Below are 26,682 nucleotides of genomic sequence, written 5' to 3' on the forward strand. Positions count from 1 at the left end.
CCGGATGCGCCGCCGCAGGCGCATCCGGCATTCCATCGTTTTCATGAGGTCTCGAATGTCGCCAAGACTGACGGGTTTACTGCTGGTCGCGCCTGCATTGGCAATCGTCGTGGTATTGTTCATCGTGCCGCTGTTCGGCGCCCTCACCGGAGCATTTTATGTGTCCGGGCAATGGGGTTTCGGCAATTTTACCAAGACATTCGAGCTTTATTCAAGCGACATTCTGTTCACATTGCTGATCGTCGTGCTGTCGTCGGCGCTGATAGCGCTGCTTTCCATCGTGATCAGCGGTTACCTGACGCTCGGCTCCAATCCGCGCGCTGTCGCGGTCCTGCGGTGGCTCTATCGCTGGCCCTTGTTCATTCCCTTTATCGTCGTCGGACAGATTTTGCGGACCTTTCTCGCCAAGAACGGTCTGATGAACAGCCTGCTGATCGAAACCGGCATATTGACGCCGTTGCAGGCGATGAGCTTTCTTGACTGGCGCGGCATTACCATCGCTTTCGTCTGGAAACAGACCCCGTTCGTCACCCTGCTGCTGGCAGGCGCTATGGCTTCGCTCGACAGAAGCACCATTGAATCCGCCCGCAATCTGGGCGCAGGACGCCTGCGTATCCTGATCGAGATTGTTCTGCCACAGGTGCGCCAGACGCTTCTTGTGGGGCTTATCTTAAGCTTCGTGACCATGATGTCGGTCCTGTCCGTACCGCTGATGATCAACGCGCAATCACCCACCATGATTACCGCCAATATGGCCTTCCGCATCAATGCCTATGGCGATTACGGTGTCGCCAATGCGCTTGGCACGATTTCGCTGCTGATGACCAGTCTGGTGGCGTGGATCTATCTGCGCCAGACCATGAAGGAGCACGGCAAATGAGCACCACCTTCGACTGGCGCTGGATACCGCGCGGCATCATACTCGGCCTTCTGGCCTTCGCGATTTTCGGCCCGCTGGCCAACCTCCTCCTGTGGGCTGTGGCGGAACGTTGGTATTTTCCACACACACTGCCGCTGCAATACGGTTTCTCCTTCTGGGCGAATGTGTTTTCGCCGCGCGGCAATGCCTTGTCGTCGCTTGGAACCAGTGTTCTCATCGCGATCCTGACCGTGATCGTCTCGCTTGGTCTGGCCATTCCAGCGGGCTATGCGCTGGCAAGGCTGAAACTGCCGTTTCGTGGCCTGATCCTGCTGACGCTCCTGATCCCGCAAGCCTTTCCCAACCTCCCGGTCTATGTGAACATCGCGCAAATGTTCTATTCGTTCGGCCTCAACGGCACGATCATCGGCGTGGTGTTGGTGCATGTCACGCATGGTCTGGTCTATGCGGTCTGGATTGCAACCGCTGCCTTCTCGGCCATCGACAGCGAGCTTGAAGAAGCCGCGCGTTCCATGGGCGCTTCCGCGATGAAAACCTTCTTCGACATCACATTGCCAATCGCCGCACCGGGGCTGCTGGCAAGCGCAATCTTCGTTTTCCTCGAATCGCTGGATGAATTTACCGGGACCTATTTCGTGGGCGCACCGGACATTTCCACCCTGCCGCTCTTGCTCTATACGGCAAGCTCTGGCGGCAACTATCAGATTGCATCAATCAGCGCTTTGATACTGCTTGTGCCGTCGATTGCATTCATGTTCGTTGTGGAGCGCTTTCTTCGCGCCGATGTTCTTTCGAAAGTGGGGCGCTAGAAATGGCTCAGCAGGATCAGGACGCCAGTGGTGGCCCGCGCTTCATCAGCGCGCATGAAGTGGCGCAGGAAGCAGGCGTTTCGCGCTCCGCCGTCTCGCGCACCTTCACGCCCGGCGCGAGCGTCTCGGCTGCAACCCGCGAGAAAGTGCTGAAAGCCGCCGACAAGCTTGGCTATCAGGTCAATGATCTTGCTCGCGGTCTTCTCGCCCACCGCAGCCGTATCGTCGGCATGATCGCCGCCGATCCCGACAGCCCTTTTCGTGCCCGCCAGATCGCCACCCTTTCCCGACGTCTTGCGGCGCGCGGCAATGTGCCGGTTTTGATCCCCACCGGTCAGCATGGCGAGAACCTTTCTGCCGCCCACGAGGCGCTGTTGCGCTATCGTGCGGAAGCGACGGTGGTTTTGTCGGGCATGCCTTCCTCGTCCTTCGTCGAACTGGCGCAGCGAAATGGCCAACCGCTCATTCTCGTGGGCCGGACCGAGGCCGGGGCAGACCGCGTCCACGCCAACAACAAACTCGCAGCAGAAACGGCGGTCGATGTTTTTACTGCGCGGGGTTTAAAAAAGCTTGGCCTGATTACATCAAGCGTCGGCAGTCCGAGCCTTGTGGAACGAGAGCAAGCATTTGTAGCCAAGGCGGCCAGTATGGGCCTGCCGGTGGTCGTGCAGCGCGGTGAACTGACGGACTATGACAGCGGGTTCGCCGCCGGTTCGCTGCTTCTTGGCGATAAGGATCGGGTTGAAGCCGTGCTTTGCGTCAATGATCTGATGGCGTTTGGCCTGATGGACTGCGCGCGCGATGTCTATAATCTCAGCATTCCGGAGGACCTTTCGATCATCGGTTTCGATAATGTGGCCGAGGCGCGCTGGGGCGCATATCGTCTGACGACATTCGATCAGAATGCGGAGCGCCTTTCGGCGGAAATCGTTCGCCTGCTCGATGAACGACAAAGCGCACCCAATGAGCCGCCGCAGACGATTATCCTGGACATGCCGCTCATTCTGCGCGGTAGTGTGCGGCCACTGAAAACCGACCATGCGACCAAGGGCGCAAAGGGTGCCTGACCCATGACATTTCATTCCGTCTGGCTGCGCCCGTCGCGTGGCGACCTCCAGTTTCTCGAAACGATAGTTCGCGATCTGGCGCTTCGCTTTGATACACCAGTTTTCGAACCGCATGCGACCTTGATCCCCGATATGGAACGTTCGGCTGAAGAGCTTCAACCGCTGATTCTCAGCCTTGCGATAGGGCGCAAGCCGCTCGATATCAAGATCGACGGTATAACTACAACGGAAGCGTATTTCCGTTCGTTCTATGCCGAATTGGAGAAAACGCCGCCGCTGATGAATTTGAAGCGAGATACAATCGGCATTTCGGGCATGGACGATCTCGCAAGTTTCGTCCCGCATGTGTCTCTTGCCTATGGCGTTCATGAGACGCCGGAGAAACGCGTCGAAATGAAACGTCTTTCAGATGCACTGTCCGGTCGTAGTCTTCGTTTTGATCGCATGGTCATTGTCAGTTCGTCCAGCATGACCCCAATCGACCAGTGGATCGTCAAGAATGAGATTTATCTGGCCGGATAACAGAAAGCCCGGTCAAAACCGGGCTTTTCATAGTCAGCATTAGAGCGCATCCCGAAAAGTGTGAAACGGTTTTCGGAAAAGATGCGCGTTAAAACAAAGAATTAGAGCGCCGATCTGATCCAATCACATCGAACCGCGCTCTATTGAGCGCGATCAGAGCGGGCGCGGATTGTTGCGGTAAACTTCCGCAATATCAGCCAGCACTTCGTCCGACAGTTTCAGCTCATGGGCCGCGATATCCGTCTTTAGCTGCTCAACAGTCGTGGCCCCGATGATGACCGAGGTCATGAACGGGCGGGTCAACGAGAAGGCAATGCCCATCTGGGCGATATCGAGGCCATGCTTCCTGGCAACATCGATATAAGCACGCACCACCGGTTCCGAATGGGAATTGTCACGCCACAGGCCGCCATCGGTGACCGCCGCGCGTGAACCGGCTGGCACATTGCCGCCAAGATATTTGCCCGTCAGCACGCCTGCGGCGAGTGTCGAATAGGCCAGCAGTCCGATATCTTCCGCCAAAGACACTTCAGCCATGTCGTAATCATAGTGGCGCTGCAACAGACCATATTCGTTCTGGATCGACGCCATGCGCGGCAGACCGTGTTCCTCAGCCAGACGCAGCCAGCGCATCGTTCCCCATGCGGTTTCGTTGGAAAGACCGACATGACGGATCTTGCCTTCGCGAACCATATCGTCGAAGCCGAGCAAAGTGTCATGCATATGCTGCAATTCCGACTTCGCATCGTTCTTGGTGAAATCAAAATTCCACCCCTGTCCGAAATGATAATGCGAGCGCATCGGCCAATGGATCTGGTAAAGATCGATGTGATCGGTCTGAAGGCGCTTCAGGCTGTTCTCAACCGCCTCGCGCACACTGGCGCGGCTTGGGCGGGCGCCGCCGCGAATCCACTCCTGACGACCGCCGCCCGCAATTTTGCTGGCGAGAATGACCTTGTCGCGCTTGCCCGATTTCTTGAACCAGTTGCCGATATAGGTCTCGGTCTTGCCGTAGCTTTCAGCGCTCATCGGAATGGCATAGCCTTCCGCCGTGTCGATGAAGTTGATGCCTGCATCGACAGCAATATCCAGCTGTTCGTGGGCGTCGGCTTCGGTGTTCTGCACACCCCAGGTCATGGTTCCGAGGCAAATTTCAGTGACAGAGAGGCCGGTGCGGCCCAGGGAATTCTTTTTCACGAGGATTTTCCGGATCAATTGGTCCGCAGAACTGCGGAATAATGTGAGGGGTGAATTGATAGCCCCGCTTCGTCGCCTCTGACAAGCCTGTCACAAAATATTCAACGATTACAGGAAGCGTTCTGCCGAATAAGGCGTCGGATCGATATAGGTTTTCTCGCCTGTCATCATTTCAGCGATGAGGCGTCCGCTTGCAGGGCCCAGCGTCAGGCCATGATGGGCGTGGCCGAAATCGAACCACAATCCCTTGTGGCGCGGTGCCGGACCAATCACCGGTCGCATGTCTGGTAGGCATGGGCGCAGACCAAGCCATGGCGTGCTGTCCACCGGCTCTCCAAGCTGCGGCACCAGACGCCGCGCAATCTTCTCCGTCTTTCCAAGCTGGATACGATTGGCCGCAGCCGAGGGCGAAGCGAATTCGATGCCGGTGGTCAGCCGTACACCCTGCACCATCGGCGCCAAAACGTAACCGGCTTCCTCATCCACCACTGTATGGCCCAGTCGCGTATTGTTGCGCATTGCGAAATGCAGGTGATGGCCGCGTTTGATGCCCAGCGGAATGGGATAGCCGAAGCGGCGGAAAATGAGCCCCGACTGAGGCCCAAGCGCCACGACAACCTCACGCGCCTTAACCGGCCCTTCCCGCGTCGTCACCTGCCAGTTGTCGCCATTCTGCGCCAGCGTTGACGCGTCGCCATGTACAAATCTGCCGCCGCGATTGATGAATAGATCGGCGTAGGCCCGCACAAGTCCAGCCGGATTGACCACCGATTTGGGATCGAGCCAGTGAATGGCACCCGCAACCTCGCCCAGAGCGGTTTCGCGTGCGCGCAAGGCTCCGGCATCCAGAATGTCATAGGCCAGATTAAAACGCTGTAAATTGGGTAGACGACGCACCGCGGCATCAAAAGCGGATTGGTTGCGGTAAACCTGCATCCAGCCCTGTTTGCGAATGAGCTTTTCGCAGCCCGCCTCTGCAATCAGAGCATCATGCTCATGCACGCTTGCTTCGATCAGCGGCAGCATGGCCTGCGCGGCAATCTCCAGACGTTCCGGCGACGATTCCCGCCAGTAACGGTAAAGCCAGCGCGCCATCCGCGGAACATAAAGCGGAGAATAGCGCACATCGGTACGGCGATTGGTGGCGTAGCGCAGAAGCTTCCCAAAACCCTGCGGAAAGGAATAGGGAATGACGCTGGAGCGTTCGATCAGGCCGGCATTGCCGAAACTCGTTCCCTGCCCCGGCTCTGCCTTGTCGATCAGACAGACGGAACGTCCGCGCGCCTGCAAATGAAGCGCAGCCGAAACGCCGACAATGCCAGCGCCTAGAACGATAATATCCTGATTTTGCATCGGTATTTCCGGCATTCTCATTACAATACGCGCCAGCGTTTAGCTGGCGCGTTTCTGCTTGCAGCAAAGTCTGCTGCTGGTCGGGATCAATAAATGTCGAAGTCGAAATATTTCTTCACGATGGTGGCATAGGTGCCGTCATCGCGGATTTTCTTGATCGCGGCATTCAGCTGTTCGCGCAGATCGTTGTCTTCCTGCCGGACGGCAATACCGGCTGCGGTCTGCGTTCCCGGCACGTCTCCGAGCAGCTTGCAGCAATCAGCGCCATCAGCCTTAAGCCAATCCACGAGCGGGAACTTGTCCGACACGACGGCATCCAGACGACCGCTCTTGAGATCGGCATTGGCTTCGTCGGCGGTCGGGTAAAGTTTGGCTTCGGCACCACCCTTTGCATAAACGTCTTCGGCATAGGTTGCCTGCGTCGTGGAAGCCTGCGCGCCGATGGTCTTGCCCTTCAACGCTTCAACGTCAACCGAAGTGATCGCGCTGTCCTTCGGAACGGCGACTGCGAGCGGCGTGGAATAATATTTGTCCGTGAATGCGACCTGCTTCTTGCGCTCTTCGGTGATGCTCATGGAAGCGAGAACAGCGTCGAACTTATTCGACTTCAGGCCGGGGATCATGCCGTCCCAGTCATTGGCGACAATCGTGCACTTGGCTTGCATGGCAGCGCAGAGCGCTTTTCCAATTTCAACGTCCATCCCCTGAAGGGAGCCGTCAGCAGCAACGAAGTTGAAGGGCGGATAAGCGCCTTCCGTCGCGATGCGAATTTCCTTCCATTCCTTTGCCTGCGCCGGAATAACGGCGGCCACAGTGGAAAGGCCAGCAAAAAGGCCCGCGGCAAGGATAGATTTCAGCATGATGGTTTCCCCTTAAATGCTTATTTTGTTGACTGCTTTTTAGTTCGTCCGACAGAAATTCGCTGTTTAGTGCAGCGCGCGAACCTCATCGGCTTCAGTTTGACTGAAGCACCGGATGCCGCCAACATCAAGTAGCCTTTTGGCGGCATCCGATGATATTTTAAGATCAATAGATGTCGAAATCGAAGTACTTCTTGCGGATCGTGTCGTAGGTGCCGTTTTCGCGGATCTTCTTGATCGCGGCATTGAACTGCTCGCGCAGATCGTCATCGCCCTTGCGCAGCGCCACGGCGATTTTGGTTTCGGAACCCGGAATGTCGCCGAGGAACTTGCAGCAATCCGCGCCCTGCTTCTTCAGCCAGTCGGCAGCGAGGAACTTGTCGGCTGCAATCGCATCGACGCGACCGCTTTCCAGATCGGCATTGGCTTCGTCGGCGGTCGGATAGAGCTTCACGTCAGCGCCAGCCTTGCCATAAACGTCATCGGCATAATTGCCCTGCGTGGTGCCAGCCTGTGCGCCGATGGTCTTGCCATCAAATGCCGACGGTTCAAGCGAAGTGAGGTCCGTATCCTTGGGCACGACGACCGCAAGCGGCGTCGTGTAATAGCGCTCGGTAAAGGCAACCTGCTGTTCGCGTTCCGGCGTGATGGCCATCGATGCGATCACTGCGTCGAACTTGTTGGCCTGCAGGCCGGGGATCATGCCATCCCAATCATTGGCGACGACCGTGCACTTGGCTTCCATGGCTTCGCACAGAGCATTGGCGATATCGAGATCGAAGCCAACGAGCTTGCCTTCTGGCGACATGTAATTGAACGGAGGATATGCGCCCTCGCTGGCGATACGGATTTCCTTCCATTCCTTGGCCTGAACGGGCAAGGCGAGGACGACAGTGGCCAGACCGGCCAGCAAAACTGATTTCAACATGATTTCCCTGTTTCATAGTCCTGTGCAATTCCGGCTGTTGACCGGAGTGCCGTTGCATGAGGCGAGAGTTCGCCCGTTTCTCAAAGCCCCGGTGGCAAGCCCCCTTGGCCAAAAGCACGAAAGGGCTCACTGCGCTGACACGCAGTGAGCCCAAGTTCATCAGCCCAGAAAAATCAGGCAACCAGACGCGTGGAATGGTCGTCCTGTGCATAGGCCTTGCCGAAGCGGTTCGCGAGGAATGCTTCCAGCGTGATGTCTTCCTGACGAATGAAGCCTTTCTGCGGCAGGTCGCCCTTGGCCAGCATGTCGAGCACCGCGCAAATGGCCGAAGCCGTGGTGATCTGGATGCCGGAACGGACGATCTTGCCAACCTGCGCAGCATAAACCTTGTTTGCGTAGGTTTCTTGAACCAGACGGCCATTCTTGGTGCCGGAAACGGTCACGAAGATCACGACAACGTCCTGAAGCGTAGTCGGTAGCGCGTTTTCGAAGATGTCCTTCAGAACTTCGCGGCGATGACGCAGGCCGAGATCGTTCAGAAGCGCCTTCATAAGCGCAACGTGGCCCGGATAGCGAATGGTGCGGTAGTTGAGGGTGCGCACCTTGCCTTCCAGTGTTTCGCACAGCGTGCCGAGTCCGCCCGAGGTGTTGAACGCTTCATAGGTCACGCCGTCGAGCGAGAATTCTTCACGTTCTTCCAGCGCTGGAACTTCCGACAGTTCGCCGTCCACGATGGCTTCGCAAGGCTCGATATATTCGTTGATGACGCCGTCGGTGCTCCAGGTCAGGTTGTAGTTGAGCGCATTGGACGGATATTGCGGCAGAGCGCCGACGCGCATGCGAACGCTATCGAGCTTGTCGAAACGCTTGGCCAGATCATAAGCGACGATGGAGATGAAGCCCGGGGCAAGGCCACACTGCGGGATGAAAGCCGTCTTGGCGTCCTGGGCCAGTTCCTTCACGCGGCGCGTGCTGGCAACGTCTTCGGTCAGATCGAGATAGTGAACGCCTGCCTTGGCAGCGGCTTCGGCGATGCGGGTGGTCAGGTGGAACGGAGCGGCGCTCAGCACGGCAAACTTGCCGGTAAGGGCAGCTTCAAGCGCCTTGGCGTCTTCAATGTCGAGCGCCTGCGTCTTGACTGCGGCACCGGATTCCAGCGCGTCGAGCTGTGCCTGCGAACGATCGACGACGGTGACGTCATACTCACCTGTGGAAGCCAGAAGATCGGCAATGGTTGCACCGATTTTACCTGCGCCGACGACAACGATCTGTTTCATTTTGTTTTCCCCTTGGCCTTTCTGGTCCCACTGGAATGCAATTCGATATGCAAGAATCGCATAGTCTTATGCAAAAAGAAGCGTATGAACCGACGATCTGACGTTGTTTCTTTGCACATTATGCCGTAATAATTATGCATTATGCCGACAAATGCAGACCTGAACCTCATCGCCCTCCTTCGTGAAAACGCGCGCGCTTCCACAGCCGAGCTCGCCCGACGCCTGGGCGTCTCGCGAACAACTGTGCAAAGCCGCATCGAAAAGCTGGAAAAGCAGGGCGTCATCGAGGGCTATACCGTTCGAATCGCACCGGAATTCGAGCGCGATCTGGTGCGCGCCCATGTGCTAGTGACAGCACTGCCCAAACTAGCGCCAAAGGTTGAAACCGCGCTGCGCGGCATGATGACGGTCAGAACGCTCCATTCCGTCAGCGGTCATTTCGATATGATTGTCGTGGTTGAAGCGCCCTCTATTCAGGAACTGGACGCAGTTCTCGACAGGATCGGCGCGCTTGAAGGCGTGGAACGCACCATGTCGTCCATTGTGCTTTCCACGCGCATCGACCGATAAGCGCATAGCCTTCGAGCGTCAGTCCTTCGAACTGCCTTCCCAGCCCGCATAGAAAACGCCGTTCTGCTTTTCCATGAAAGCAGTGACTGCCTCGATTTCATCCGGCTCGATGGATGTGCTGACCAGGGTTGCCAGTATCTCCACGGTTTTCGGGTTGCGATCAGTGATCTCCACGTCGCTGACCGGATACTTCGCGTCTTCCAGCCGTTCGACCAGCAATTCGCGCAGTTCCTCCATCCCGTCATGAGAAGCGATGACGCGCACTTCGTAAGTTTGCTCCAAAGCGCGTTCATGGATCGGGATGCGGCTGATGAGATTGACGAGGTGACGCAGAAGCGTGTTGCCGAACAGGATAAAAACCGTGAGCAACGCAGCTTCGGCAACCATGTCGGTTCCCGCAAATGCGCCCACTGCTGCCGAGCACCAGAGCGTCGCGGCAGTGTTGAGGCCGCGCACATTCATGCCCTCTTTCATGATGACGCCTGCGCCCAGAAAGCCGATACCCGAAATGACATAGGCAATTACACGCGTGGATTCCGGCGCCCCGGCAATACGTACCGCAAGGTCGACGAAAGCGGCAGCGCCGAGCGCCACCAGAGCATTGGTGCGCAGTCCTGCGGTCCGCTGCCGATACTGGCGTTCCGCGCCGATCAGCGTGCCGAAAATGAATGCTGCGGTCAGGCTGACGACCGTATCCAGAAAAGGAAAGAGATCAAATGTCTTTAAAAACTGCATGGCAAAAAGTCCTTATTTGCCGGGCATATAATACAGTTTCTTGAAACGAATATGACGGCGCACCGGGGTACGCCGTCATAGAATTAAAACAGCTGTTTTGACTGTTAGTACAGAAGGCGCGCGCGAATGGTGCCGGGAATTTCGCGCATGGCGTTCAGAATGTCGTCGCTGGCCTCGCCGACGCCGTCAGCTTCCATCACGAGATAGCCCACTTCGCCATCCGTCTGCAGAAACTGGCTGGCGATGTTGATGCCATGCGTGGAGAAAATGTTCATCAGGCTGTTGAGGATGCCGGGACGGTTTTCATGCACATGCATGAAGCGCGTGCCGGTCGGGCGCGGCGGAAGCTGAACCTGCGGGAAGTTCACGGCGCCCAGCGTCGAGCCAACATCGGAATATTCGATCAGCTTGCGCGTCACTTCGATGCCGATGCGCTCCTGCGCTTCTTCCGTCGAACCGCCAATATGCGGCGTCAGAATGACATTCTCGATGCCCTGAATCGGTGAAACGAACTTGTCGTTGTTGGAAGCAGGCTCGACCGGGAAAACGTCGATTGCCGCACCGGCAAGATGGCCTTCCTGAAGAACTTTTGCCAGCGCATCCAGATCGACAACCGTGCCCCGCGCATTGTTGATGAGGAAGGCGCCCTTCTTCATCTTGCGCAGTCGTGCTTCGGTGATGAGCTTCGACGTGGACTTGTTCGACGGTACATGCAGGCTGACGACATCGGAAATCTTCAGCAATTCGTCGAGTGTCGCCGTTGGCTTCACATTGCCGTATTGCAGCTTGTCGGATGTGTCGTAGTAGCGAACGGTCATGCCGAGGCTTTCGGCCAGATTGCCGACCTGCGAGCCAATATTGCCGTATCCGATAATGCCGAGCGTCTTGCCGCGCACTTCGCGGCTGCCGGTCGCAGTCTTATCCCAGCCGCCGGCATGAGCCGATACCGACCGCGGGAAAATGCGACGCATCAGCATGATGATCTCGCCGATCACCAATTCTGCAACCGAGCGCGTATTGGAAAACGGCGCGTTGAAAACCGGAATGCCGCGCTTGCGGGCCGCTTTCAGATCGACCTGATTGGTGCCGACGGAAAAGCAGCCGACTGCAACCAGACGGTTCGCTGCGGCGAAGATTTCTTCGGTCAGCTGCGTGCGCGAGCGGATACCGATGATATGCGCATGCGAAATCGCTTCAATCAGATCGGCTTTGTCCAGCGCCTTGGGAAGATGCGTGACATTCGTGTAGCCGGAGGATTTGAAGTATTCAACGGCAGTCGGATTGATGCCTTCGAGAAGAAGAACATTGATGCGATCACGGGCGAAAGAAAGACGTTCGGTCATTGTCAGGGTTTCCAGGCTGGAACAGCAAACGGTCGGATTACGACATGAATGAAGCCAAATCTGTCGTCAATACGATATTTTCGGATATGTCAGCTGCTTGCGCGGTGGGAGGCCGCCAGTTCTTGTTGCGCGGGTGCTTTAACACCGGAGAACCGCCGGGTACAGATATTAACGCTTTCATTCGCAAAAAAGTTGGAGCAGATGCGCTTGCACCCGCTGGCCTTTATTGGGAAGGCTCGATTTTTCTGAATGTCCCGGGGCTTTGCCCGATCCATTTTTGAAAGGCGCGATAGAATGCGCTGGGCTCGCTATAGCCGAGTTCCGCCGCAACTTCCGCAACGGTCAGCCTGTCCTCCTGCAACAGTTGCTGTGCTGTTACGAAGCGCAACTCGTCCTTGATCGTTCCAAAACTCTGCCCTTCGGCTTTCAGCCTGCGCCGCAGCGTCGGGGCGGACATTTTCAACTGTACGGCTATATCTTCGAATGAAGGCCATTCCTGCGCAGGCATCTGACTCAGATGCCCGCGAACCCGTGAGGAAATGTCGTGATCGTGGCGATAGCGGATCAGGATATTGGCCGGAGCCTCACGCAGAAAATTTTCGAGCGCTACGTCGCTGCGAATGATCGGCAAGGCCAGATAGGATGAATCGAAAACCAGTCGCGTTGCGGACTGATCGAACAGCACCGGCGCGCCGAAGAATTTTCGATAATCCTGCCGGTCCACGGGTGCCGGACAGGCGAAATCGAGTGTTCGCAACGGAATGCGCCGCCCCACCAGCCAGCACGCCACGCCCATCAGGATTAGCCAGTAGGCGCGATAGGCGAAGGCTGGGCGCGGCGAACCTGCATCCGTCAGCACGATATGCGCCATGCCGTCGCGAATGCGCAATTCGCCACGCGGATCGTCCAGCACGACATTGAGAAACTGCAAGGCACGGCGCAAGGCACGCTCCAGAGTGCCCGCATGTAAAACGGCATGACAAAGCAGGTTGAAGCTGCCGGGCCGCATCGGGCGTGCGGCCAAACCGAAGAACTCATCATCGATGGTTTCGGCAATCAGCCACCACAGGCGACCGTATTGGATATTCGTGACCGGCTCGGTCAGTCTATCCGGCAAACCGACTGCCGCCATCAATGGCGCGGTATCGATGCCACGCTGGCGCACGCTTTCCAAAGCATCTTCAACGAAGCCGGGTGTGATATTATGGCGTTCCATGGACTGAACTTTATTGCAAAAACGGTCACCAATTAAGACCTCTAATGTCATTGTTTGCAATGATTGAGGGATTAACCTCTTCCTCGCAGCGTTACTAGAGGAGCTTGGCGCTGCCGTGACTAGTCTGGGAGGAATACCGGAATGACTGAAGCGTCTGCTTTCACGCAGCGTGTGCGTTATGATGACGCCGTGGCAAAGTTTGAACTCGATCATGCCATCACACAGCTTGCGGGCCATCCCGACACCGGCCTCAATGCCTGCGTGGAATGCTGCGACCGTTATGTCGGCGAGAACCGGATAGCGCTGCGCGCGATTTCCGCCGACGGCCAGGTGACAGAACTCACCTTTGAAAAATTGCGCGATCTTTCCGCAAAAGTCGGCAACGTGCTGAAGAATGCAGGCGTCAGTGCGGGCGATGTCGTTGCCGGTCTCCTGCCACGCACACCCGAACTTGTTGCAACCATTCTCGGTGCCTGGCGTATCGGCGCTATATATCAGCCGCTCTTCACCGCTTTCGGTCCAAAGGCCATCGAACACCGTCTCAAGACAAGCGATGCAAAACTGGTCGTGACCAATCTTGCCAATCGCAGCAAGCTTGACGAAGTCGAAAATTGCCCGCAGGTCGCAACGATACTTGCGCCCGACGAAACCGCACCTGCCGCTGATATCGATTTCCGCGCAGCGCTCGCCGCTGCCTCCACCGATTGTCCGCCTGTCATGCGCAAGGGTGATGATCTTTTCATGATGATGTCCACCTCCGGCACGGCTGGCCTGCCAAAAGGCGTGCCGGTTCCGCTTTTCGCACTGCTCGCCTTTGGCGCCTATATGCGCGAAGCCGTGGGCCTGCGATCCGACGACATTTTCTGGAATATTGCCGATCCCGGCTGGGCCTATGGGCTTTACTATGCCGTGACGGGCCCACTGCAACTGGGCATCGCCACCACGCTTTACGAAGGCGGTTTCAACGCCGAAAGCACCTACGACATTATCGAACGTCTGGGCGTTACCAGTCTGGCCGGTTCGCCAACCGCCTTTCGCCTGTTGATGGCGGCAGGCCCGGAGGCGGCAGCCCGGATCAAGGGACGTCTGCGCGTGGTTTCCAGTGCGGGCGAGCCACTCAATCCGGAAGTGATCCGCTGGTTCGACGCCAATCTCGGCGCGCCGATCCACGACCATTACGGACAGACGGAACTCGGCATGGTGGTCAACAATCACCACGGTCTTGAACATGCCGTGCGTCAGGGTTCGGCGGGCTATGCCATGCCGGGCTATCGCGTCGCGGTTCTGGATGAGGCCGGAAATGAACTCGGCCCGAACCAGCCGGGTGTTCTCGCCATCGATATCGCAAAATCGCCACTGCTCTGGTTTTTCGGTTATTACAAGCAGGAAACACCAGCCATTGCAGGCGGCTATTACCGCACCGGCGATACGGTGGAATTCGAAGACGACGGTTCCGTCAGCTTCATTGGTCGTGCCGATGATGTCATCACCTCATCCGGCTATCGCATCGGACCGTTCGACGTGGAAAGCGCCCTGCTGGAGCATCCGGCGGTCAATGAGGCGGCGGTCGTCGGCGTTCCTGATCCGCAACGCACCGAAATCGTCAAGGCATTCGTCATTCTGGCACCCGGACAGGAAGGCACGCCCGCGCTTGCCGAAGAACTGGCGCAACATGTGAAGAAACGGCTTTCCGCCCATGCCTATCCGCGCGAGATCGATTTCGTCAGCGAGCTGCCGAAAACGCCAAGCGGAAAAATCCAGCGCTTTCTGCTGCGCAAGGCAGAAATCGACAAACAGCAACAGACAACAGCCTGAGGTACAATTATGCAGATTCAAGATCGGGTATTTCTGATCACCGGCGCGGGCTCAGGTCTCGGCGCGGCTGTGGCCAGGATGGTTGTCGAAGCTGGCGGCAAGGTAGCCCTTCTGGATGTCAACACGGAAGCGGGTGAAGCGGCGGCGAAAGCGCTTGGTGCAGCCGCTATGTTCCAGCGCACCGACGTGACCAGCGAGGCAGATGGACAAGCTGCCATTGCTGCCGCGCTCAAGGCTTTTGGCCGTATCGATGCGCTCGTCAATTGCGCAGGCATTGCGCCGGGCGAAAAGGTGCTAGGCCGCGAAGGTCCACACAAATTCGACAGTTTTGCGCGCACCATTTCGATCAATCTGATCGGAACCTTCAACATGCTGCGGCTGGTAGCCGAAGCCATGGCAAATAATGAACCGGGCGATGGCGGCGAACGCGGATTGATCATCAACACCGCCTCGGTTGCCGCCTTTGACGGCCAGATCGGACAGGCCGCCTACTCCGCCTCGAAGGGCGGCGTTGCGGCCATGACCTTGCCTGTCGCGCGTGAACTGGCGCGCCACGGCATTCGCGTCATGACAATTGCCCCCGGCATTTTCGAGACACCGATGATGGCAGGCATGCCGCAGGACGTGCAGGACGCGCTCGGCGCATCGGTGCCGTTCCCGTCGCGGCTTGGACGCCCGGCGGAATATGCAGCGCTCGTGCGCCACATTGCGGAAAACCAGATGCTCAACGGCGAAGTCATCCGTCTCGACGGTGCGCTGCGCATGGCTGCGAAATAAATTCACCATCAGGAAGCGAGGAATAATCATGTCCCACAGCGATCCTATTGTCATTGTCGGCGCAACCCGCACCCCCATGGGCGGCTTTCAGGGCGACTTTTCCGGCGCGCAGGCGACCGATCTCGGCGCGGCAGCAATCAGCGGCGCACTGGCCGGTGCGGGTCTGGCACCAGAAGCTGTCGAAGAAGTTTTGATGGGCTGTGTCCTGCCTGCGGGTCAGGGACAGGCCCCGGCGCGGCAGGCTTCGATCAAGGCTGGACTGCCCGTTTCGACCGGGGCTACGACCGTCAACAAAATGTGCGGTTCGGGCATGAAAGCCACCATGCTGGCGCATGATCTGTTGCTGGCCGGTTCGGCGGATGTGATCGTTTCCGGCGGTATGGAAAGCATGACCAACGCGCCCCACCTGCTGTCCAAGGCGCGTGGCGGCTATCGCATGGGCCACGGCCAGATTCTGGATCATATGTTCCTCGACGGTCTTGAGGATGCCTATGACAAGGGCCGCCTGATGGGCACTTTTGCGGAAGATTGCGCGGAAGCCTACCAGTTCACCCGTGAAGCGCAGGACGAGTTCGCCATTGCCTCGCTGACCCGCGCGCAAAAGGCCATCAAGGACGGTCTGTTTGCGGCAGAGATCACACCCGTCACGGTGAAATCCGGTCGCGCCGAGGTGCAGGTTTCGATTGACGAACAGCCCGGCAAGGCGAAGCTCGACAAGATCCCCTCGCTGCGCCCTGCATTCCGCGATGGCGGCACAGTAACGGCGGCCAATTCCTCGTCGATTTCCGATGGCGCTGCGGCGCTCGTCCTGATGCGCGCATCTGAAGCGGAGAAGCGTGGCTTGACCCCGCGCGCGGTGCTGGTTGGTCATGCGACCTATGCCGACAAGCCGAACCTTTTTGCGACCGCGCCTATCGGCGCAATCAGCAAGCTCTCGGAAAAGATCGGCTGGAACCTCAAGGATGTCGATCTGTTCGAGATCAATGAAGCTTTCGCTGTCGTCACGATGGCGGCCATGCGCGATCTCGATCTGGCGCACGACAAGGTCAATATTCATGGCGGCGCTTGCGCGCTCGGCCACCCGATCGGCGCTTCCGGCGCGCGCATTCTGGTGACGCTGCTCGCCGCACTTGAAACGCATGGCCTGAAACGCGGCGTGGCTGGTATCTGCCTCGGCGGCGGCGAAGCCACCTCAATCGGCATTGAAAGGATCGTGTGATGCTTCTGACCGATACGCAGGAGCAGATCCGCGAGGCTGTCCGCGATTACGCGCAGGAGCGTCTGGCACCGGGTGCCGCCCAACGTGACCGCGAACATGCCTTTCCGCGTGCGGAACTGACCGAGATGGGCGAACTTGGCTTTCTCGGCATGCTTGTGCCGGAAGAATGGGGCGGCTCCGACCTCGGCATGGTGGCCTATGCGCTGGCTCTGGAAGAAATCGCGGCAGGCGACGGCGCCTGCTCCACCATCGTTTCGGTGCATTCCTCGGTGGGCTGCGTACCCATCCTGCGCTTCGGGACGGAGGACCAGAAACGCCGCTTTTTGCCGAAAATGGCTTCGGGCGAATGGATCGGCGGCTTTGCTTTGACTGAACCGCAGGCCGGATCCGATGCGTCGGCGCTGAAAACCCGCGCCCGGCTTGATGGCGATCATTATGTGATCGACGGCTCCAAGCAATTCATCACGTCCGGCAAGAATGGCAGTGTGGTGATTGTCTTTGCGGTCACCGATCCCGCTGCGGGCAAGAAGGGCATTTCGGCCTTTATCGTGCCGACCGACACACCAGGCTACGAGGTCATGACGGTCGAACACAAGCTCGGCCAGCATTCATCCGATACCTGCGCGCTGGCTTTCACCAATATGCGCGTGCCACTGGAAAACCGGCTGGGGGCGGAAGGTGAAGGCTATAAAATTGCGCTTGCCAATCTTGAAGGCGGACGCATCGGCATTGCCGCGCAGGCCGTGGGCATGGCGCGCGCCGCTTTCGAAGCAGCCCGCGACTATGCCAAAGAGCGCATCACCTTCGGCAAGCCGATTGCCGAACATCAGGCCGTAGCCTTCCGTCTTGCCGATATGGCGACGAAGATCGAAACGGCCCGCCAGATGGTCCTGCATGCCGCAGCCTTGCGCGAGGCGGGCAAACCCTGCCTGACGGAAGCCTCGATGGCCAAGCTTGTGGCGTCGGAAATGGCAGAGGAAGTCTGTTCCGCCGCCATCCAGATTCACGGCGGCTATGGCTACCTTGCCGATTATCCGGTTGAGCGCATCTATCGCGATGTGCGCGTCTGCCAGATTTATGAAGGCACGAGCGAAGTTCAGCGACTCGTGATTGCGCGCGGGCTTTAAGCCTTCCAAAAACGGTCGTGAATGATCATGCCTGCCGCCATGGCAGCCACGAATAACCAGACCTGCGGCAAGCCGATAGACAAGGCTGCGACCGCAGGTCCCGGGCAGAAGCCGGCCAGTCCCCAGCCGAGACCGAACAACGCCGAGCCAAACAGCAGAGGCCGGTCGATCTGGGTCTTTTCGGGGAGGTGAAAGCTGTCATCCAGCACCGGCTTTGCCAGCTTACGCTGTAGCATTACGCCCGGGATGGCGACCAGAAGAGCGCCGCCGAGCACGAATGCAAGGCTGGGGTCCCAGTGACCGCTTGCGATATTCAAAAAGCCCTGCACCCGTGACGGGTCGATCATGCCTGAAAGCGACAATCCGAACCCGAATAACGCGCCTGTGAAAAGAGCTGCCGCGAGCCGGTAATAAGCGAAACTTTTCATAACAGAACTCCCGCGAGAGTTGCTGCTGCAACACCAGTTATCAGAAAGGTGATTGTTGCAGCGATGGAACGTTTGGAAAAACGGGCCATGCCGAGGATACCGTGGCCAGATGTGCAGCCCGAGCCCATGCGCGTTCCAATGCCGACCAGAAGACCGGCGACGACGATAATCGGCCAGGAAGCCGAAATGGTTGTAGCAGGAAAGCTCCCGAAAAGCGCAGCATAGACCAACGGACCGAGAATGAGGCCAAGAACGAAAGCTGCATTGAGCGCGGCCTGACTTCCGTTCAGCAATCTGCCGACGATACCGCTGATACCGGCAATGCGACCATTGAAAATCAGAAGAAAAATCGCCGCTGCACCGAGAAGCATGCCGCCTGCCAGCGACTGGAGATAGGTCATCATGACAAATCTCCCTTAGGCGCGTCATGACAGAAGATGCCATACAGCGCCTCGATAAGCTGCGCCGCCTTGGTTTCCGTCAGGCGATAGAATATTTGCTTGGCTTCGCGCCGGGTTTCGACGATGCCGGATTCCCGCAGTACACCGAGTTGCTGCGACAGGGTCGGCTGACGAATGCCAAGCCCATGTTCCAATTCACCAACCGAATATTCTTTTTCCGCCAGCGCACAGGCCAGCATCAGACGGGCCGGATGCGACAGGGTGCGCAGCAATTCGGCCACTTCGCCCGCACGATTTTCCATCTGCTGGCGCGACATGACGGCAAGGGTGCCCGTAACACTATCCATGAGGCAACTCCAAATTCAATATACGCTTACATATAATATATATTGATAAAATCAAGTGCGGTATCTGGAGTTCCACAGAGATAAAAATCACCGCCATCCTTACGAATGGCGGTGATCGACTTTGTCAGCCGAGGAATTCCTGCACAGCTGTCAGTTCGGTCTGGCGCAGTTCATGACCGCCCGGATGCCAGACAAGATCGACGTAGGCCTGCTGGCTTTCAAAGTAGTGCGCGAGCGCCTCCGTGAAATCCGGCGGGCAGATCGGGTCCATTCGGCCAGCCGTCATCAGGATTTTCACGCCTTCCAACCCCGGATTATTCGCTGGTTTGAACGGGATAAGCGGATGTAGAAGCACTGCCTTGTCAAATATCCTGCCTTTCTCGATCAGCAGATTGGCCATGATATTGGCCCCGTTTGAATAACCCAAAGCGATCACTTCCGACGGCTGATACTCTTCGACCAGAGCGGCGATAAACGCAGCCATTTTGTCCGTGGCGCGGGCAAGGTCTGGCATGTCATAGACGCCCTCGCCCGTCCGACGGAAGAAGCGGGCGGCACCAAATTCCGACACGTCGCCGCGCGGGGAAACAATGGTCGCCTCCGGCAAAAGCTGTTCGGCCAAACCGAAGAACTGATTTTCATCGCCGCCGGTGCCGTGAAAGACAATGAACAGCGGCGCGCCGACCGCACCGGCCTTCAGCCGGTGCACGTAGGTCTGAATGGTCATAATCTGTCTCCTGCTCGCGCTTAAATCTTGTCGAGATGTTCTTCGAGATAAGCACGAAGATGCTGGTGCTGCGACGGCAGCTTCAGAGCTTCGCCCAAATGCGCGGTGTCTTCGTCGCGATCAAAGCCGGGTTCGTTTGTTGCGACTTCGAACAGAACACCACCCGGTGTCCGGAAGTAGATCGCCCAGAAATAATCGCGGTCGATCACTGGAGTGACATTATAGCCGGTATCCATCAGGGCCTTGCGAACTTCCAGCTGCTTTTCGCGGTTTTCGACCGCGAAGGCGACGTGGTGCACCGAACCTGCTCCCTGCTGGTTACGACCGACAGAAGGCAAGGTCTGAAGATCGATCACACCGGCTCCGTTGCCTTCCGGCATGATGAGACGGGTAATGCCATCCTTCGCGTCCAGTTTCTGATAGCCCATATAGTTGAGCAGTTCCGAAGTCGCGCCCTCGTCACGCAAGCGCATCGAAACCGAATGAAAGCCGCGAATGGCGTGATCGGCATCGATGCCTTCATGCGCCCAAGGCTCGCGCGGATCGTCCTTCACTTCCACCAGAGCGAAGCTGTCGCCATCCGGGCCACGGAAGAAGACGCGCTTTTCGCCAAAAGCTGCATCTTCCGATTCGACCGTGACGGCGGATTGCGCGAAGCGATCCTTCCAGAAACCGAGCGAGCCTTGCGGGACTGCAAAAACGGTTGTTCCCACCTCGCCCGTACCATCGCGACCGCGCTGAATGCCGGGAAAGGGGAAATAGGTCATGACGGTGCCCGGCGTGCCGACTTCATCGCCGTAATAGAGGTGATAAACGCTCGGATCATCGAAGTTCACGGTCTTCTTGACGCGGCGCAATCCCAGCACATCCGTGAAGAACTTGTTGTTCGAACGGGCATCTGCTGCCAGCGACGTAACGTGGTGAAGGCCTTTGATCTGATTAAGCATGGCGATCTCTCCTGTTGTGTTGCAGCAAGATATAATGATCGGAATGCATCTGGATATATTGACAATCATACACAGATTGTCTCCAGATCGAATACAATTGGCTTTCCCTGCCAATAGGTGCTGGACTGAGGCCCCCTACAAGTTTAGCTAACCTTTATCGCAATGACAAAGAAAGGCCTCCCATGGCGTCCGGCTTGTTTGCACTTCTCGATGACGTGGCAGCAATCGCAAAAATGGCGGCGGCCTCTTTGGATGACGTGGCTGGACAAACCGCAAAGGCCAGCGCCAAGGCGGCAGGCATTGTGATTGATGATACGGCGGTGACGCCGAAATATGTCGTTGGTCTGAAGCCGGAACGGGAATTGCCGGTCATCTGGAAAATCACCAAGGGATCGCTGCGCAACAAGCTGATCTTTCTGCTGCCGCTGGCGCTGATCTTCAGCTATTTCGCGCCCGGTCTCATCATGCCGCTTCTGATGATCGGCGGCGCCTATCTCGCATTTGAGGGCACGGAAAAGCTGGTCGAGTTTTTCGTGCCGCATAAGGATGAGGAACAAGCGGAAACAAAGGCCACCACCGCGAAGGAAATTGAAGCGACAACTGTGAGCGGGGCCATCCGAACCGACTTCATCCTGTCAGCGGAGATCATGGCACTCACGCTTGCCGGTCTGCCGCCTTCGAATGTCTATACGCAGGCGGCGATCCTTGTTTGTGTCGCCGTCCTGATCACCTTCGCCGTTTATGGCGTTGTCGGCTTTATCGTCAAGCTCGATGACATGGGTGTCGCGCTTGCCCGCAATGCCCATACCGGTTTTGGTAAGCGGTTCGGCAAGGGTCTGGTTGCGGGTATGCCCATCGTGCTCAAGGTGCTCAGCACCGTAGGCACCGTCGCCATGCTCTGGGTTGGCGGCAGCATCATCGTTCACGGTCTGGCATCGATCGGCGTTCACAGCGTCGAGGAATTCATTCACAACATCGTCGCCCATCTGCCGACCGAAGGCAGCAGCTTCGGCGGCGTTCTGGAGTGGATCGCAACGTCTTTCCTGCAAGCAGTGCTCGCCATCCTGATCGGGGCCGTCATTGTCGGCATCGTACATGTCGTCAAGGCGGTTAAATCCAAGGCCTGATCACGCCAGATAGCGCCTAAACCAGGCGATTGTTCTGTCCCAGGCGAGCTTGGCGGCGGCCTCGTCATAGCGTGGGGTGGAATCATTGTGGAAGCCGTGATTGACGCCCGGATAGATATAGGCCTCGTAGGTCTTGCCGTTCTTTTTCAGCGCTTCTTCATAGGCCGGCCAGCCTTCGTTGATACGCGTGTCCAACTCGGCATAATGAAGCAAGATTGGCGCCTTGATGCGCGAAACCTCGTCTTTGGGTGCCTGCCGACCATAAAACGGCACGGCAGCGGCCAGTTCGGGAAAGGCGACTGCTGCCGCATTGGCAACGCCACCACCATAGCAGAAGCCGGTGATCCCGACCTTGCCGGTGGTCAGATCGCTTTTCATCATGAAATCGACGGCAGCGAAGAAGTCGTTCATCAGCTTGGTCGGGTCGACCTGCTGCTGCAATTCGCGGCCCTTTTCGTCATTGCCGGGATAGCCGCCGACCGACGTAAGACCATCCGGTGCCAATGCGATGAAACCGGCCTTGGCCACACGGCGCGCGACATCCTCGATATAAGGGTTGAGGCCGCGGTTCTCGTGCACCACCACGACCGCCGGAACCTTGCCCTGCACCTTCGCAGGACGGACAAGATAGGCGCGTACCTGACCGGTGCCCTCCGGTGATGGATAGGTGATGTATTCGGCCAGAATATCAGGATCGGTAAACTCAACCTGCTGCGCCATGGCGTAATCCGGGCTGAGCGATGCCAATATAGCGGTTGCCGTCATCGTGCCGACGGCGAACTTTGCGGCCCGGTCGAGAAACTGGCGTTTGGTGATCTTGCCATGCGCGTAAAAGTCGTAAAGCTCGAGCAGTTCCTGCGGGAAGTCTTTTGCCGTTAAACGTGCCATGGGCAGCTCTCTCCTCTTTCAAGGAGGTCAGTTTAACACAGGGTGCTTCCGGATAAATGACAGATACCCCACGTGCGAAAGCGCGGGGTATCTTCCCGCTTTACGTAGGATCAACGGTAGACGATACCGCCATCGGTCAGGATGGCCTGACCGGTGATGTAGTCGGAATCCGGGCTCGCCAGGAAAGAGACGAGAGATGCCACATCGTCCGGCGTCTGGGCGCGACCAAGCGCAATGCCGTCGACATATTTCTTGTAGGTTTCACCTTTCGGCGCGCCGGTAATCTCGGCGAAACGCTCGTCGATTTCCACCCACATGTCGGTGCCCACGATGCCGGGGCAATAGGCGTTCACGGTAATGCCCGCGCTTGCATATTCCTTGGCTGCGGCCTGCGTCAGCGCACGCACGGCGAATTTCGTGGCGGAGTAAACACCGAGCATTGCAAAACCATCATGACCGGCAATGGACGAAGCATTGATGATCTTGCCCTTCTGGTTGCGCACCTTGAACTTGGCGGCAGCCGCCTGAATGCCCCAGAGCACACCATCGACATTGATGCGGAAAATACGCTCGACCTCTTCCGGCTTCACATCCGCAATCGGCTGAACCTGCGCGATACCGGCATTGTTGACGATCACGTCGAAACCGCTCAGTTCCTTTTCCGCATGGTCGATAGCGGCATAGACATCGTCGCGTTTGCTGACATCGGCTGAGAATGTGGACGCCTTGCGGCCCAGGGCTTCCACCTCTTTTTTTGACAGCATTGAGTTTGTCCGCCTTGAGATCGACCAGTGCGACATCAAAACCGTCCTTGGCCAGCCGAAGGGCGATGCCCCGACCGATGCCCTGTGCCGCACCGGTGACGAGCGCAACTTTCGTGTTAGCCGACATGATTCATCCTTTCCTGAGTGATTTGATGAATGGCAATGCAACGCATCCCATAGGCGATATGGAACACGTCCCGGCGCTATCAACCCACGCCAGCGGCTTGATTTCATTGATTGCGATCAAATTCCTTTATTAGCATCCAGAAAAATAAAAAAGCCCGGCAGTGCCGGGCGTTTTTGATCTGTGTTGACGCCTGCGAAGGCCGATCAGATATTCGGTTCGATCTTGCCTTTGGCCTTGCCCTTATCCTTGGCTGTGAGCTTGTCGATATAGGCAAGGAACAGCGCAGACACGACGAAGGCCAGATGTATGATCGTGAACCACATAAGCTGGTTCGACGTATAGGTCGTGGCATTCAGGAATATCTGCAAAAGATGGATCGACGAGATGGCTACAATCGTCGACGCGACCTTGATCTTGAGCGAACCGGCATCAATCGTGCCCAACCAGTGCACCTCGTCGCCCGCCTGATCGAAGCGGCTGACAAAATTTTCATAGCCGGAAATGATCACCATTACCACGAGGCTGGCAATCAGCGCCGCATCGATCAGCCCCAATATTTTCAGGATCGTATCGGTGTCGTTCAGCGACGTGGCCTTGCTGGCGAAGTCGAAAAGCTTACCCGCAAAAGATACGGCATAAATGGCCAAGGCAATGGCCAAACCCAGATAGAAAACCACCAACAGCCAACGCGAGGCCAGAATGATGTTCTCAATCATCAACTCAATTCGTTTCATGCAACCACTTCCAGGTTTTCATACCAGACACCTCGTAAAATTTTGCTTCGTTCGCAAGGAAAATGAACCACATTTGGCGTGGAATAATGTGCAAAAGCCAGAATGGTGATGGCAATGGCGAATTTCAATAAGCGCTGCACACAAAGCCTATGTCTTTCGTGCAGATAGCTAAAAGGCAAAGCCGTCCGGCTCACAAAGAAACAGCATTTTCTTATTTAGTGTTATAAATATTGCATCGCTGTGACTTCAAAGCCGCTGGTCTATTCAACACTTTCATAATATAAGGCGCCCCTGATATTTTATTGCCGCCTCGCAATAGGGTGGTGTTAAAAGCGGGAACCTAATGAACATCGAGACGGCCGTGAACGACAAAGCCAGCATCTTCGATCTGGCTCCTATTTCTCTTTGGCTTGAAGACTATAGCGGTCTTCGCAAGCAGTTCGATACATGGCGGTCGGAAGGCATCACTGACCTTAAGACTTTTCTGATGGAAGACACGAGCCGTCTTCGCATCTGCACGAGTCACATCCGGGTTCTCGCGGTTAACCGCAAGACGCTTTCGCTGTTCGAGGCGAAGGATATCGATCACCTCGTCACCAATCTGGAGCGCGTTTTCCGCGACGATATGCTGGAACCGCATATCGACGAGATGGTGCAGCTCTGGAACGGCTCCGACACGTTCTACAGCAACACGATCAACTATTCGCTGGAAGGCCGGCGCATCGATATTCAGCTGAAGGGCCGTATCCTGCCCGGTCACGAACAAAGCTGGGATCGTGTCCTCCTGTCGATTGAAGACGTAACCGCACGCGAAAACGCGATGCGCGAGCAGGATCGCCACAAGCGTCATGCGCAAGGCCTGTTCGAGCATTCGCCGGTTTCGCTGTGGGTTGAGGATTTCAGCCGCATCAAGGAACTGATGGACGATGTGCGAGAGCGCGGCATTATCGATTTCCGCGTGTTCACCGATGTGCACCCGGAATTCGTGCGCCAGTGCATGAGCGAAATCCGCGTGCTGGAAATCAACAACGAGACGCTGGAGCTTTTCCTCGCGCCCGACAAGCAGACATTGCTGCAATCCCTGCCGCAGATTCTGCGCGGAGAAATGGAAGCGCATTTCCGCGAACAGCTGATCGACCTGTGGAATGGCATTCTGTTCCAGCGTCGCGAAGTGATCAACTACGCACTCGATGGCACTGAACGCCACGTTCTGTTGCAGTTCTCGGTCCTGCCCGGCCATGAAAATGACTGGTCGCTGGTGCAGGTGGCGCTGACGGACATCACCGCACGCAAAAAGGCCGAAGCCTATCTGGAATATCTCGGCAAGCACGACGTGCTGACCAAGCTGCACAACCGCGCCTTTTATGTGGATGAGCTCAACCGGCTGGAGCGGAAGGGCCACCTGCCTGTTTCCATCATCATCATCGATCTAAATGGCCTCAAGTCTGCCAATGATCTTTGGGGACATGCGTCAGGCGACGGATTGCTGCGCCGTATCGGCGAAGTTCTGAACGAAGCCGTCAAGCTGCCCGGCCATGCCGCGCGGATCGGCGGCGACGAATTTGCAATTGTGCTGCCTTATGTGGATGAGCGCGGCGCGGAAGCCATGGTGGAAGACATCAAGCGGCTGGTTGAAATCAACAATCAGTACTATTCCCAATTGCAGCTCAACCTGTCCATCGGCACGGCAACCACCACGCCGGGAGAAACGCTGGAAGCCGTCGCCAAACGCGCCGATCTTCTGATGTATGAAAACAAGCGCCAGCAATATTCATCCAAGGGCGGCAATATCTAATCGTCAAATTTGATGACGGATTTGCCGCGTGTCAGGTCCGTCACGAGCCGCGACAGGTCATCCTGCGCGGCAATAGGCATTGCGCCGGTTATTTCCACGCCATTGGCGGTAAAACTCTCCTGCGCAATCGCGACATGATCCACAGCGGTCAGCCGCGCTTTCAACAGCGCGTGGTCGGAAAAATCGCAGGCAAAGGCAAAACCGATCATCGGGATCACCGCGGTCTTCTCCGCCTGTCGCAGGCAGGTCGCCGCCGTGCCGCCATAGGCGCGCATCAAGCCGCCGCTACCGAGCAGAATGCCGCCGAACCAACGGATCACCACCACCGCAATATTGTCGAGCTGCTGACCGTCGATGGCTTGCAGGATCGGCTTGCCCGCCGTGCCGCTTGGCTCGCCGTCGTCGCTGAAACGATAGTTCTGCCCCATACGCCAGGCCCAGCAATTGTGATTGGCCGCAAGGTCCGAATGTTCGCTCAGGAAATCCTTCGCCGCCTGCTCGCTCGCAACAGGCGCGGCAATTGCCAGAAACCGACTTTTCTTGATTTCCTGACTATAGGTTTCGATGCGACTGATCGTGAACATGGCAATCCTGCAACTATGATTTTGCGGCCTATCATGTTCCTGTGTAGATGACGACCCCTTACGCATTGCCCGCCATTGCGCCCACGGCGCGGAGGGTATAAGGCATTTTAGAAATGTG

Annotated in this window: 28 protein-coding genes and 1 pseudogene; 11 read left to right on the forward strand and 18 right to left on the reverse strand. The window is 57.2% G+C overall.

Annotated features, from left to right (window positions below; genetic code table 11):
* The first annotated feature begins 55 nt into the window (after positions 1 to 55).
* The 4 genes from QLQ11_RS14230 to QLQ11_RS14245 are packed head-to-tail and all read left to right on the forward strand — an operon-like array spanning position 56 to position 3,278.
* Positions 56 to 880 (forward strand): ABC transporter permease, encoded by an 825-nt coding sequence (locus tag QLQ11_RS14230; RefSeq protein ID WP_121538298.1) that lies wholly within the window; start codon positions 56 to 58, stop codon positions 878 to 880.
* Positions 877 to 1,689, forward strand: a complete 813-nt coding sequence (locus tag QLQ11_RS14235; protein ID WP_109367324.1) for an ABC transporter permease — start codon at positions 877 to 879, stop codon at positions 1,687 to 1,689. Before QLQ11_RS14230 ends, QLQ11_RS14235 begins: the two co-directional genes overlap by 4 nt.
* A 2-nt stretch (positions 1,690 to 1,691) precedes the next feature.
* A complete protein-coding gene (locus QLQ11_RS14240) occupies positions 1,692 to 2,756 on the forward strand; it encodes a LacI family DNA-binding transcriptional regulator (RefSeq protein WP_109367323.1) in 1,065 nt (354 codons plus the stop codon).
* A 3-nt stretch (positions 2,757 to 2,759) separates the two neighbouring features.
* Positions 2,760 to 3,278 (forward strand): 2'-5' RNA ligase family protein, encoded by a 519-nt coding sequence (locus QLQ11_RS14245; protein ID WP_283736149.1) that lies wholly within the window; start codon positions 2,760 to 2,762, stop codon positions 3,276 to 3,278.
* Between the two features lie 153 nt (positions 3,279 to 3,431).
* Here the strand turns inward: QLQ11_RS14245 and QLQ11_RS14250 are convergent, their stop codons facing one another.
* From QLQ11_RS14250 to QLQ11_RS14270, 5 genes are all read right to left on the reverse strand, one after another.
* Positions 3,432 to 4,475, reverse strand: a complete 1,044-nt coding sequence (locus QLQ11_RS14250) for an aldo/keto reductase (RefSeq protein ID WP_283736150.1) — start codon at positions 4,473 to 4,475, stop codon at positions 3,432 to 3,434.
* A 108-nt stretch (positions 4,476 to 4,583) separates the two neighbouring features.
* The gene (locus QLQ11_RS14255; protein ID WP_109367982.1) at positions 4,584 to 5,834 is read right to left on the reverse strand and encodes an FAD-binding oxidoreductase; all 1,251 of its coding nucleotides are present in this window, start codon (positions 5,832 to 5,834) and stop codon (positions 4,584 to 4,586) included.
* 80 nt (positions 5,835 to 5,914) lie between these two features.
* Entirely contained in the window at positions 5,915 to 6,676 is a 762-nt protein-coding gene (locus QLQ11_RS14260) for an ABC transporter substrate-binding protein (protein ID WP_371830817.1), read from the reverse strand.
* Between the two features lie 178 nt (positions 6,677 to 6,854).
* Positions 6,855 to 7,616, reverse strand: a complete 762-nt coding sequence (locus QLQ11_RS14265; protein ID WP_109367319.1) for an ABC transporter substrate-binding protein — start codon at positions 7,614 to 7,616, stop codon at positions 6,855 to 6,857.
* A gap of 173 nt (positions 7,617 to 7,789) precedes the next feature.
* Complete coding sequence (locus QLQ11_RS14270) at positions 7,790 to 8,893, reverse strand: saccharopine dehydrogenase family protein (RefSeq protein ID WP_109367318.1); 1,104 nt, start codon at positions 8,891 to 8,893, stop codon at positions 7,790 to 7,792.
* A 141-nt stretch (positions 8,894 to 9,034) separates the two neighbouring features.
* Here QLQ11_RS14270 and QLQ11_RS14275 point away from each other — a divergent pair, with 141 nt between their 5' ends.
* Positions 9,035 to 9,463, forward strand: coding sequence for an Lrp/AsnC family transcriptional regulator (locus QLQ11_RS14275; protein WP_078336932.1), 429 nt, complete (start codon positions 9,035 to 9,037; stop codon positions 9,461 to 9,463).
* 18 nt (positions 9,464 to 9,481) lie between these two features.
* Here QLQ11_RS14275 and QLQ11_RS14280 read toward each other — a convergent pair whose 3' ends face one another.
* From QLQ11_RS14280 to QLQ11_RS14290, 3 genes are all read right to left on the reverse strand, one after another.
* Positions 9,482 to 10,198 carry an MgtC/SapB family protein gene (locus QLQ11_RS14280; RefSeq protein WP_109367317.1) on the reverse strand — a complete coding sequence of 239 codons (717 nt, stop codon included), beginning with the start codon at positions 10,196 to 10,198 and terminating at the stop codon, positions 9,482 to 9,484.
* Positions 10,199 to 10,302: 104 nt separating this feature from the next.
* Positions 10,303 to 11,541, reverse strand: coding sequence for a phosphoglycerate dehydrogenase (gene serA, locus QLQ11_RS14285; protein WP_109367316.1), 1,239 nt, complete (start codon positions 11,539 to 11,541; stop codon positions 10,303 to 10,305).
* Positions 11,542 to 11,764: 223 nt separating this feature from the next.
* A complete protein-coding gene (locus tag QLQ11_RS14290) occupies positions 11,765 to 12,757 on the reverse strand; it encodes an AraC family transcriptional regulator (protein WP_109367315.1) in 993 nt (330 codons plus the stop codon).
* A gap of 141 nt (positions 12,758 to 12,898) precedes the next feature.
* Here QLQ11_RS14290 and QLQ11_RS14295 point away from each other — a divergent pair, with 141 nt between their 5' ends.
* The 4 genes from QLQ11_RS14295 to QLQ11_RS14310 are packed head-to-tail and all read left to right on the forward strand — an operon-like array spanning position 12,899 to position 17,695.
* Positions 12,899 to 14,572 carry an acyl-CoA synthetase gene (locus QLQ11_RS14295; protein ID WP_109367314.1) on the forward strand — a complete coding sequence of 558 codons (1,674 nt, stop codon included), beginning with the start codon at positions 12,899 to 12,901 and terminating at the stop codon, positions 14,570 to 14,572.
* 9 nt (positions 14,573 to 14,581) lie between these two features.
* Positions 14,582 to 15,349, forward strand: a complete 768-nt coding sequence (locus QLQ11_RS14300; RefSeq protein ID WP_283736151.1) for a 3-hydroxyacyl-CoA dehydrogenase — start codon at positions 14,582 to 14,584, stop codon at positions 15,347 to 15,349.
* Between the two features lie 28 nt (positions 15,350 to 15,377).
* On the forward strand, positions 15,378 to 16,568 hold the full coding sequence (locus tag QLQ11_RS14305; protein ID WP_283736152.1) for an acetyl-CoA C-acyltransferase: 1,191 nt from the start codon (positions 15,378 to 15,380) through the stop codon (positions 16,566 to 16,568).
* Positions 16,568 to 17,695, forward strand: coding sequence for an acyl-CoA dehydrogenase family protein (locus QLQ11_RS14310; RefSeq protein WP_109367311.1), 1,128 nt, complete (start codon positions 16,568 to 16,570; stop codon positions 17,693 to 17,695). Before QLQ11_RS14305 ends, QLQ11_RS14310 begins: the two co-directional genes overlap by 1 nt.
* Here the strand turns inward: QLQ11_RS14310 and QLQ11_RS14315 are convergent.
* The 5 genes from QLQ11_RS14315 to QLQ11_RS14335 form a co-directional block, all read right to left on the reverse strand.
* Positions 17,692 to 18,123: a YeeE/YedE family protein gene (locus QLQ11_RS14315; protein ID WP_109367310.1), complete on the reverse strand. Its 432-nt coding sequence runs from the start codon at positions 18,121 to 18,123 to the stop codon at positions 17,692 to 17,694. The two genes, QLQ11_RS14310 and QLQ11_RS14315, sit on opposite strands and share 4 nt — an antisense overlap.
* Positions 18,120 to 18,527, reverse strand: a complete 408-nt coding sequence (locus tag QLQ11_RS14320) for a YeeE/YedE family protein (RefSeq protein ID WP_109367309.1) — start codon at positions 18,525 to 18,527, stop codon at positions 18,120 to 18,122. The genes QLQ11_RS14315 and QLQ11_RS14320 overlap by 4 nt, the downstream gene beginning before the upstream one ends.
* Positions 18,524 to 18,871 (reverse strand): sulfite-sensing transcriptional repressor BigR, encoded by a 348-nt coding sequence (gene bigR, locus QLQ11_RS14325; protein WP_109367308.1) that lies wholly within the window; start codon positions 18,869 to 18,871, stop codon positions 18,524 to 18,526. Before bigR ends, QLQ11_RS14320 begins: the two co-directional genes overlap by 4 nt.
* A 124-nt stretch (positions 18,872 to 18,995) precedes the next feature.
* Positions 18,996 to 19,598 (reverse strand): alpha/beta hydrolase, encoded by a 603-nt coding sequence (locus QLQ11_RS14330; RefSeq protein ID WP_109367307.1) that lies wholly within the window; start codon positions 19,596 to 19,598, stop codon positions 18,996 to 18,998.
* 20 nt (positions 19,599 to 19,618) lie between these two features.
* Positions 19,619 to 20,545, reverse strand: a complete 927-nt coding sequence (locus tag QLQ11_RS14335; protein WP_109367306.1) for a VOC family protein — start codon at positions 20,543 to 20,545, stop codon at positions 19,619 to 19,621.
* A 182-nt stretch (positions 20,546 to 20,727) separates the two neighbouring features.
* Between QLQ11_RS14335 and QLQ11_RS14340 the strand changes: the two genes are divergently transcribed.
* Positions 20,728 to 21,672 (forward strand): DUF808 domain-containing protein, encoded by a 945-nt coding sequence (locus QLQ11_RS14340; RefSeq protein ID WP_109367305.1) that lies wholly within the window; start codon positions 20,728 to 20,730, stop codon positions 21,670 to 21,672.
* Here the strand turns inward: QLQ11_RS14340 and yghX are convergent, their stop codons facing one another.
* The 4 genes and pseudogenes from yghX to QLQ11_RS14360 all read right to left on the reverse strand — a co-directional run bounded on the left by yghX (position 21,673) and on the right by QLQ11_RS14360 (position 24,185).
* On the reverse strand, positions 21,673 to 22,560 hold the full coding sequence (gene yghX, locus QLQ11_RS14345) for a YghX family hydrolase (RefSeq protein WP_124915851.1): 888 nt from the start codon (positions 22,558 to 22,560) through the stop codon (positions 21,673 to 21,675).
* A 110-nt stretch (positions 22,561 to 22,670) separates the two neighbouring features.
* On the reverse strand, positions 22,671 to 23,324 hold the full coding sequence (locus tag QLQ11_RS14350; protein WP_371835994.1) for an acetoin reductase: 654 nt from the start codon (positions 23,322 to 23,324) through the stop codon (positions 22,671 to 22,673).
* A 43-nt stretch (positions 23,325 to 23,367) separates the two neighbouring features.
* A pseudogene (locus QLQ11_RS14355) lies at positions 23,368 to 23,451 on the reverse strand (diacetyl reductase); the annotation flags it as partial.
* 203 nt (positions 23,452 to 23,654) lie between these two features.
* The gene (locus QLQ11_RS14360) at positions 23,655 to 24,185 is read right to left on the reverse strand and encodes a TIGR00645 family protein (RefSeq protein ID WP_109367302.1); all 531 of its coding nucleotides are present in this window, start codon (positions 24,183 to 24,185) and stop codon (positions 23,655 to 23,657) included.
* Positions 24,186 to 24,528: 343 nt separating this feature from the next.
* On the opposite strand from QLQ11_RS14360, the gene QLQ11_RS14365 reads away from it, so the two are divergent.
* Positions 24,529 to 25,980 carry a GGDEF domain-containing protein gene (locus QLQ11_RS14365; protein ID WP_109367301.1) on the forward strand — a complete coding sequence of 484 codons (1,452 nt, stop codon included), beginning with the start codon at positions 24,529 to 24,531 and terminating at the stop codon, positions 25,978 to 25,980.
* Here the strand turns inward: QLQ11_RS14365 and QLQ11_RS14370 are convergent.
* Positions 25,977 to 26,564: a YigZ family protein gene (locus QLQ11_RS14370; protein WP_109367300.1), complete on the reverse strand. Its 588-nt coding sequence runs from the start codon at positions 26,562 to 26,564 to the stop codon at positions 25,977 to 25,979. The two genes, QLQ11_RS14365 and QLQ11_RS14370, sit on opposite strands and share 4 nt — an antisense overlap.
* Positions 26,565 to 26,682 lie beyond the last annotated feature (118 nt).

Source organism: Ochrobactrum sp. SSR (assembly GCF_030067775.1).
GTDB lineage: Bacteria > Pseudomonadota > Alphaproteobacteria > Rhizobiales > Rhizobiaceae > Brucella > Brucella teleogrylli.

Excerpts from the sequence above, each read along its gene's own strand:
- bigR (WP_109367308.1), bottom strand. The coding sequence starts at position 18,871 with ATGGATAGTGTTACGGGCACCCTTGCCGTCATGTCGCGCCAGCAGATG.
- QLQ11_RS14310 (WP_109367311.1), top strand. The coding sequence starts at position 16,568 with ATGCTTCTGACCGATACGCAGGAGCAGATCCGCGAGGCTGTCCGCGAT.
- QLQ11_RS14275 (WP_078336932.1), top strand. The coding sequence starts at position 9,035 with ATGCCGACAAATGCAGACCTGAACCTCATCGCCCTCCTTCGTGAAAAC.
- QLQ11_RS14245 (WP_283736149.1), top strand. The coding sequence starts at position 2,760 with ATGACATTTCATTCCGTCTGGCTGCGCCCGTCGCGTGGCGACCTCCAG.
- QLQ11_RS14240 (WP_109367323.1), top strand. The coding sequence starts at position 1,692 with ATGGCTCAGCAGGATCAGGACGCCAGTGGTGGCCCGCGCTTCATCAGC.
- QLQ11_RS14340 (WP_109367305.1), top strand. The coding sequence starts at position 20,728 with ATGGCGTCCGGCTTGTTTGCACTTCTCGATGACGTGGCAGCAATCGCA.
- QLQ11_RS14350 (WP_371835994.1), bottom strand. The coding sequence starts at position 23,324 with ATGCTGTCAAAAAAAGAGGTGGAAGCCCTGGGCCGCAAGGCGTCCACA.
- QLQ11_RS14360 (WP_109367302.1), bottom strand. The coding sequence starts at position 24,185 with ATGAAACGAATTGAGTTGATGATTGAGAACATCATTCTGGCCTCGCGT.
- QLQ11_RS14330 (WP_109367307.1), bottom strand. The coding sequence starts at position 19,598 with ATGACCATTCAGACCTACGTGCACCGGCTGAAGGCCGGTGCGGTCGGC.
- QLQ11_RS14335 (WP_109367306.1), bottom strand. The coding sequence starts at position 20,545 with ATGCTTAATCAGATCAAAGGCCTTCACCACGTTACGTCGCTGGCAGCA.
- QLQ11_RS14230 (WP_121538298.1), top strand. The coding sequence starts at position 56 with ATGTCGCCAAGACTGACGGGTTTACTGCTGGTCGCGCCTGCATTGGCA.
- QLQ11_RS14290 (WP_109367315.1), bottom strand. The coding sequence starts at position 12,757 with ATGGAACGCCATAATATCACACCCGGCTTCGTTGAAGATGCTTTGGAA.
- QLQ11_RS14295 (WP_109367314.1), top strand. The coding sequence starts at position 12,899 with ATGACTGAAGCGTCTGCTTTCACGCAGCGTGTGCGTTATGATGACGCC.
- QLQ11_RS14235 (WP_109367324.1), top strand. The coding sequence starts at position 877 with ATGAGCACCACCTTCGACTGGCGCTGGATACCGCGCGGCATCATACTC.
- serA (WP_109367316.1), bottom strand. The coding sequence starts at position 11,541 with ATGACCGAACGTCTTTCTTTCGCCCGTGATCGCATCAATGTTCTTCTT.
- QLQ11_RS14315 (WP_109367310.1), bottom strand. The coding sequence starts at position 18,123 with ATGAAAAGTTTCGCTTATTACCGGCTCGCGGCAGCTCTTTTCACAGGC.
- QLQ11_RS14365 (WP_109367301.1), top strand. The coding sequence starts at position 24,529 with ATGAACATCGAGACGGCCGTGAACGACAAAGCCAGCATCTTCGATCTG.
- QLQ11_RS14320 (WP_109367309.1), bottom strand. The coding sequence starts at position 18,527 with ATGATGACCTATCTCCAGTCGCTGGCAGGCGGCATGCTTCTCGGTGCA.
- QLQ11_RS14370 (WP_109367300.1), bottom strand. The coding sequence starts at position 26,564 with ATGTTCACGATCAGTCGCATCGAAACCTATAGTCAGGAAATCAAGAAA.
- QLQ11_RS14305 (WP_283736152.1), top strand. The coding sequence starts at position 15,378 with ATGTCCCACAGCGATCCTATTGTCATTGTCGGCGCAACCCGCACCCCC.
- yghX (WP_124915851.1), bottom strand. The coding sequence starts at position 22,560 with ATGGCACGTTTAACGGCAAAAGACTTCCCGCAGGAACTGCTCGAGCTT.
- QLQ11_RS14280 (WP_109367317.1), bottom strand. The coding sequence starts at position 10,198 with ATGCAGTTTTTAAAGACATTTGATCTCTTTCCTTTTCTGGATACGGTC.
- QLQ11_RS14270 (WP_109367318.1), bottom strand. The coding sequence starts at position 8,893 with ATGAAACAGATCGTTGTCGTCGGCGCAGGTAAAATCGGTGCAACCATT.
- QLQ11_RS14265 (WP_109367319.1), bottom strand. The coding sequence starts at position 7,616 with ATGTTGAAATCAGTTTTGCTGGCCGGTCTGGCCACTGTCGTCCTCGCC.
- QLQ11_RS14300 (WP_283736151.1), top strand. The coding sequence starts at position 14,582 with ATGCAGATTCAAGATCGGGTATTTCTGATCACCGGCGCGGGCTCAGGT.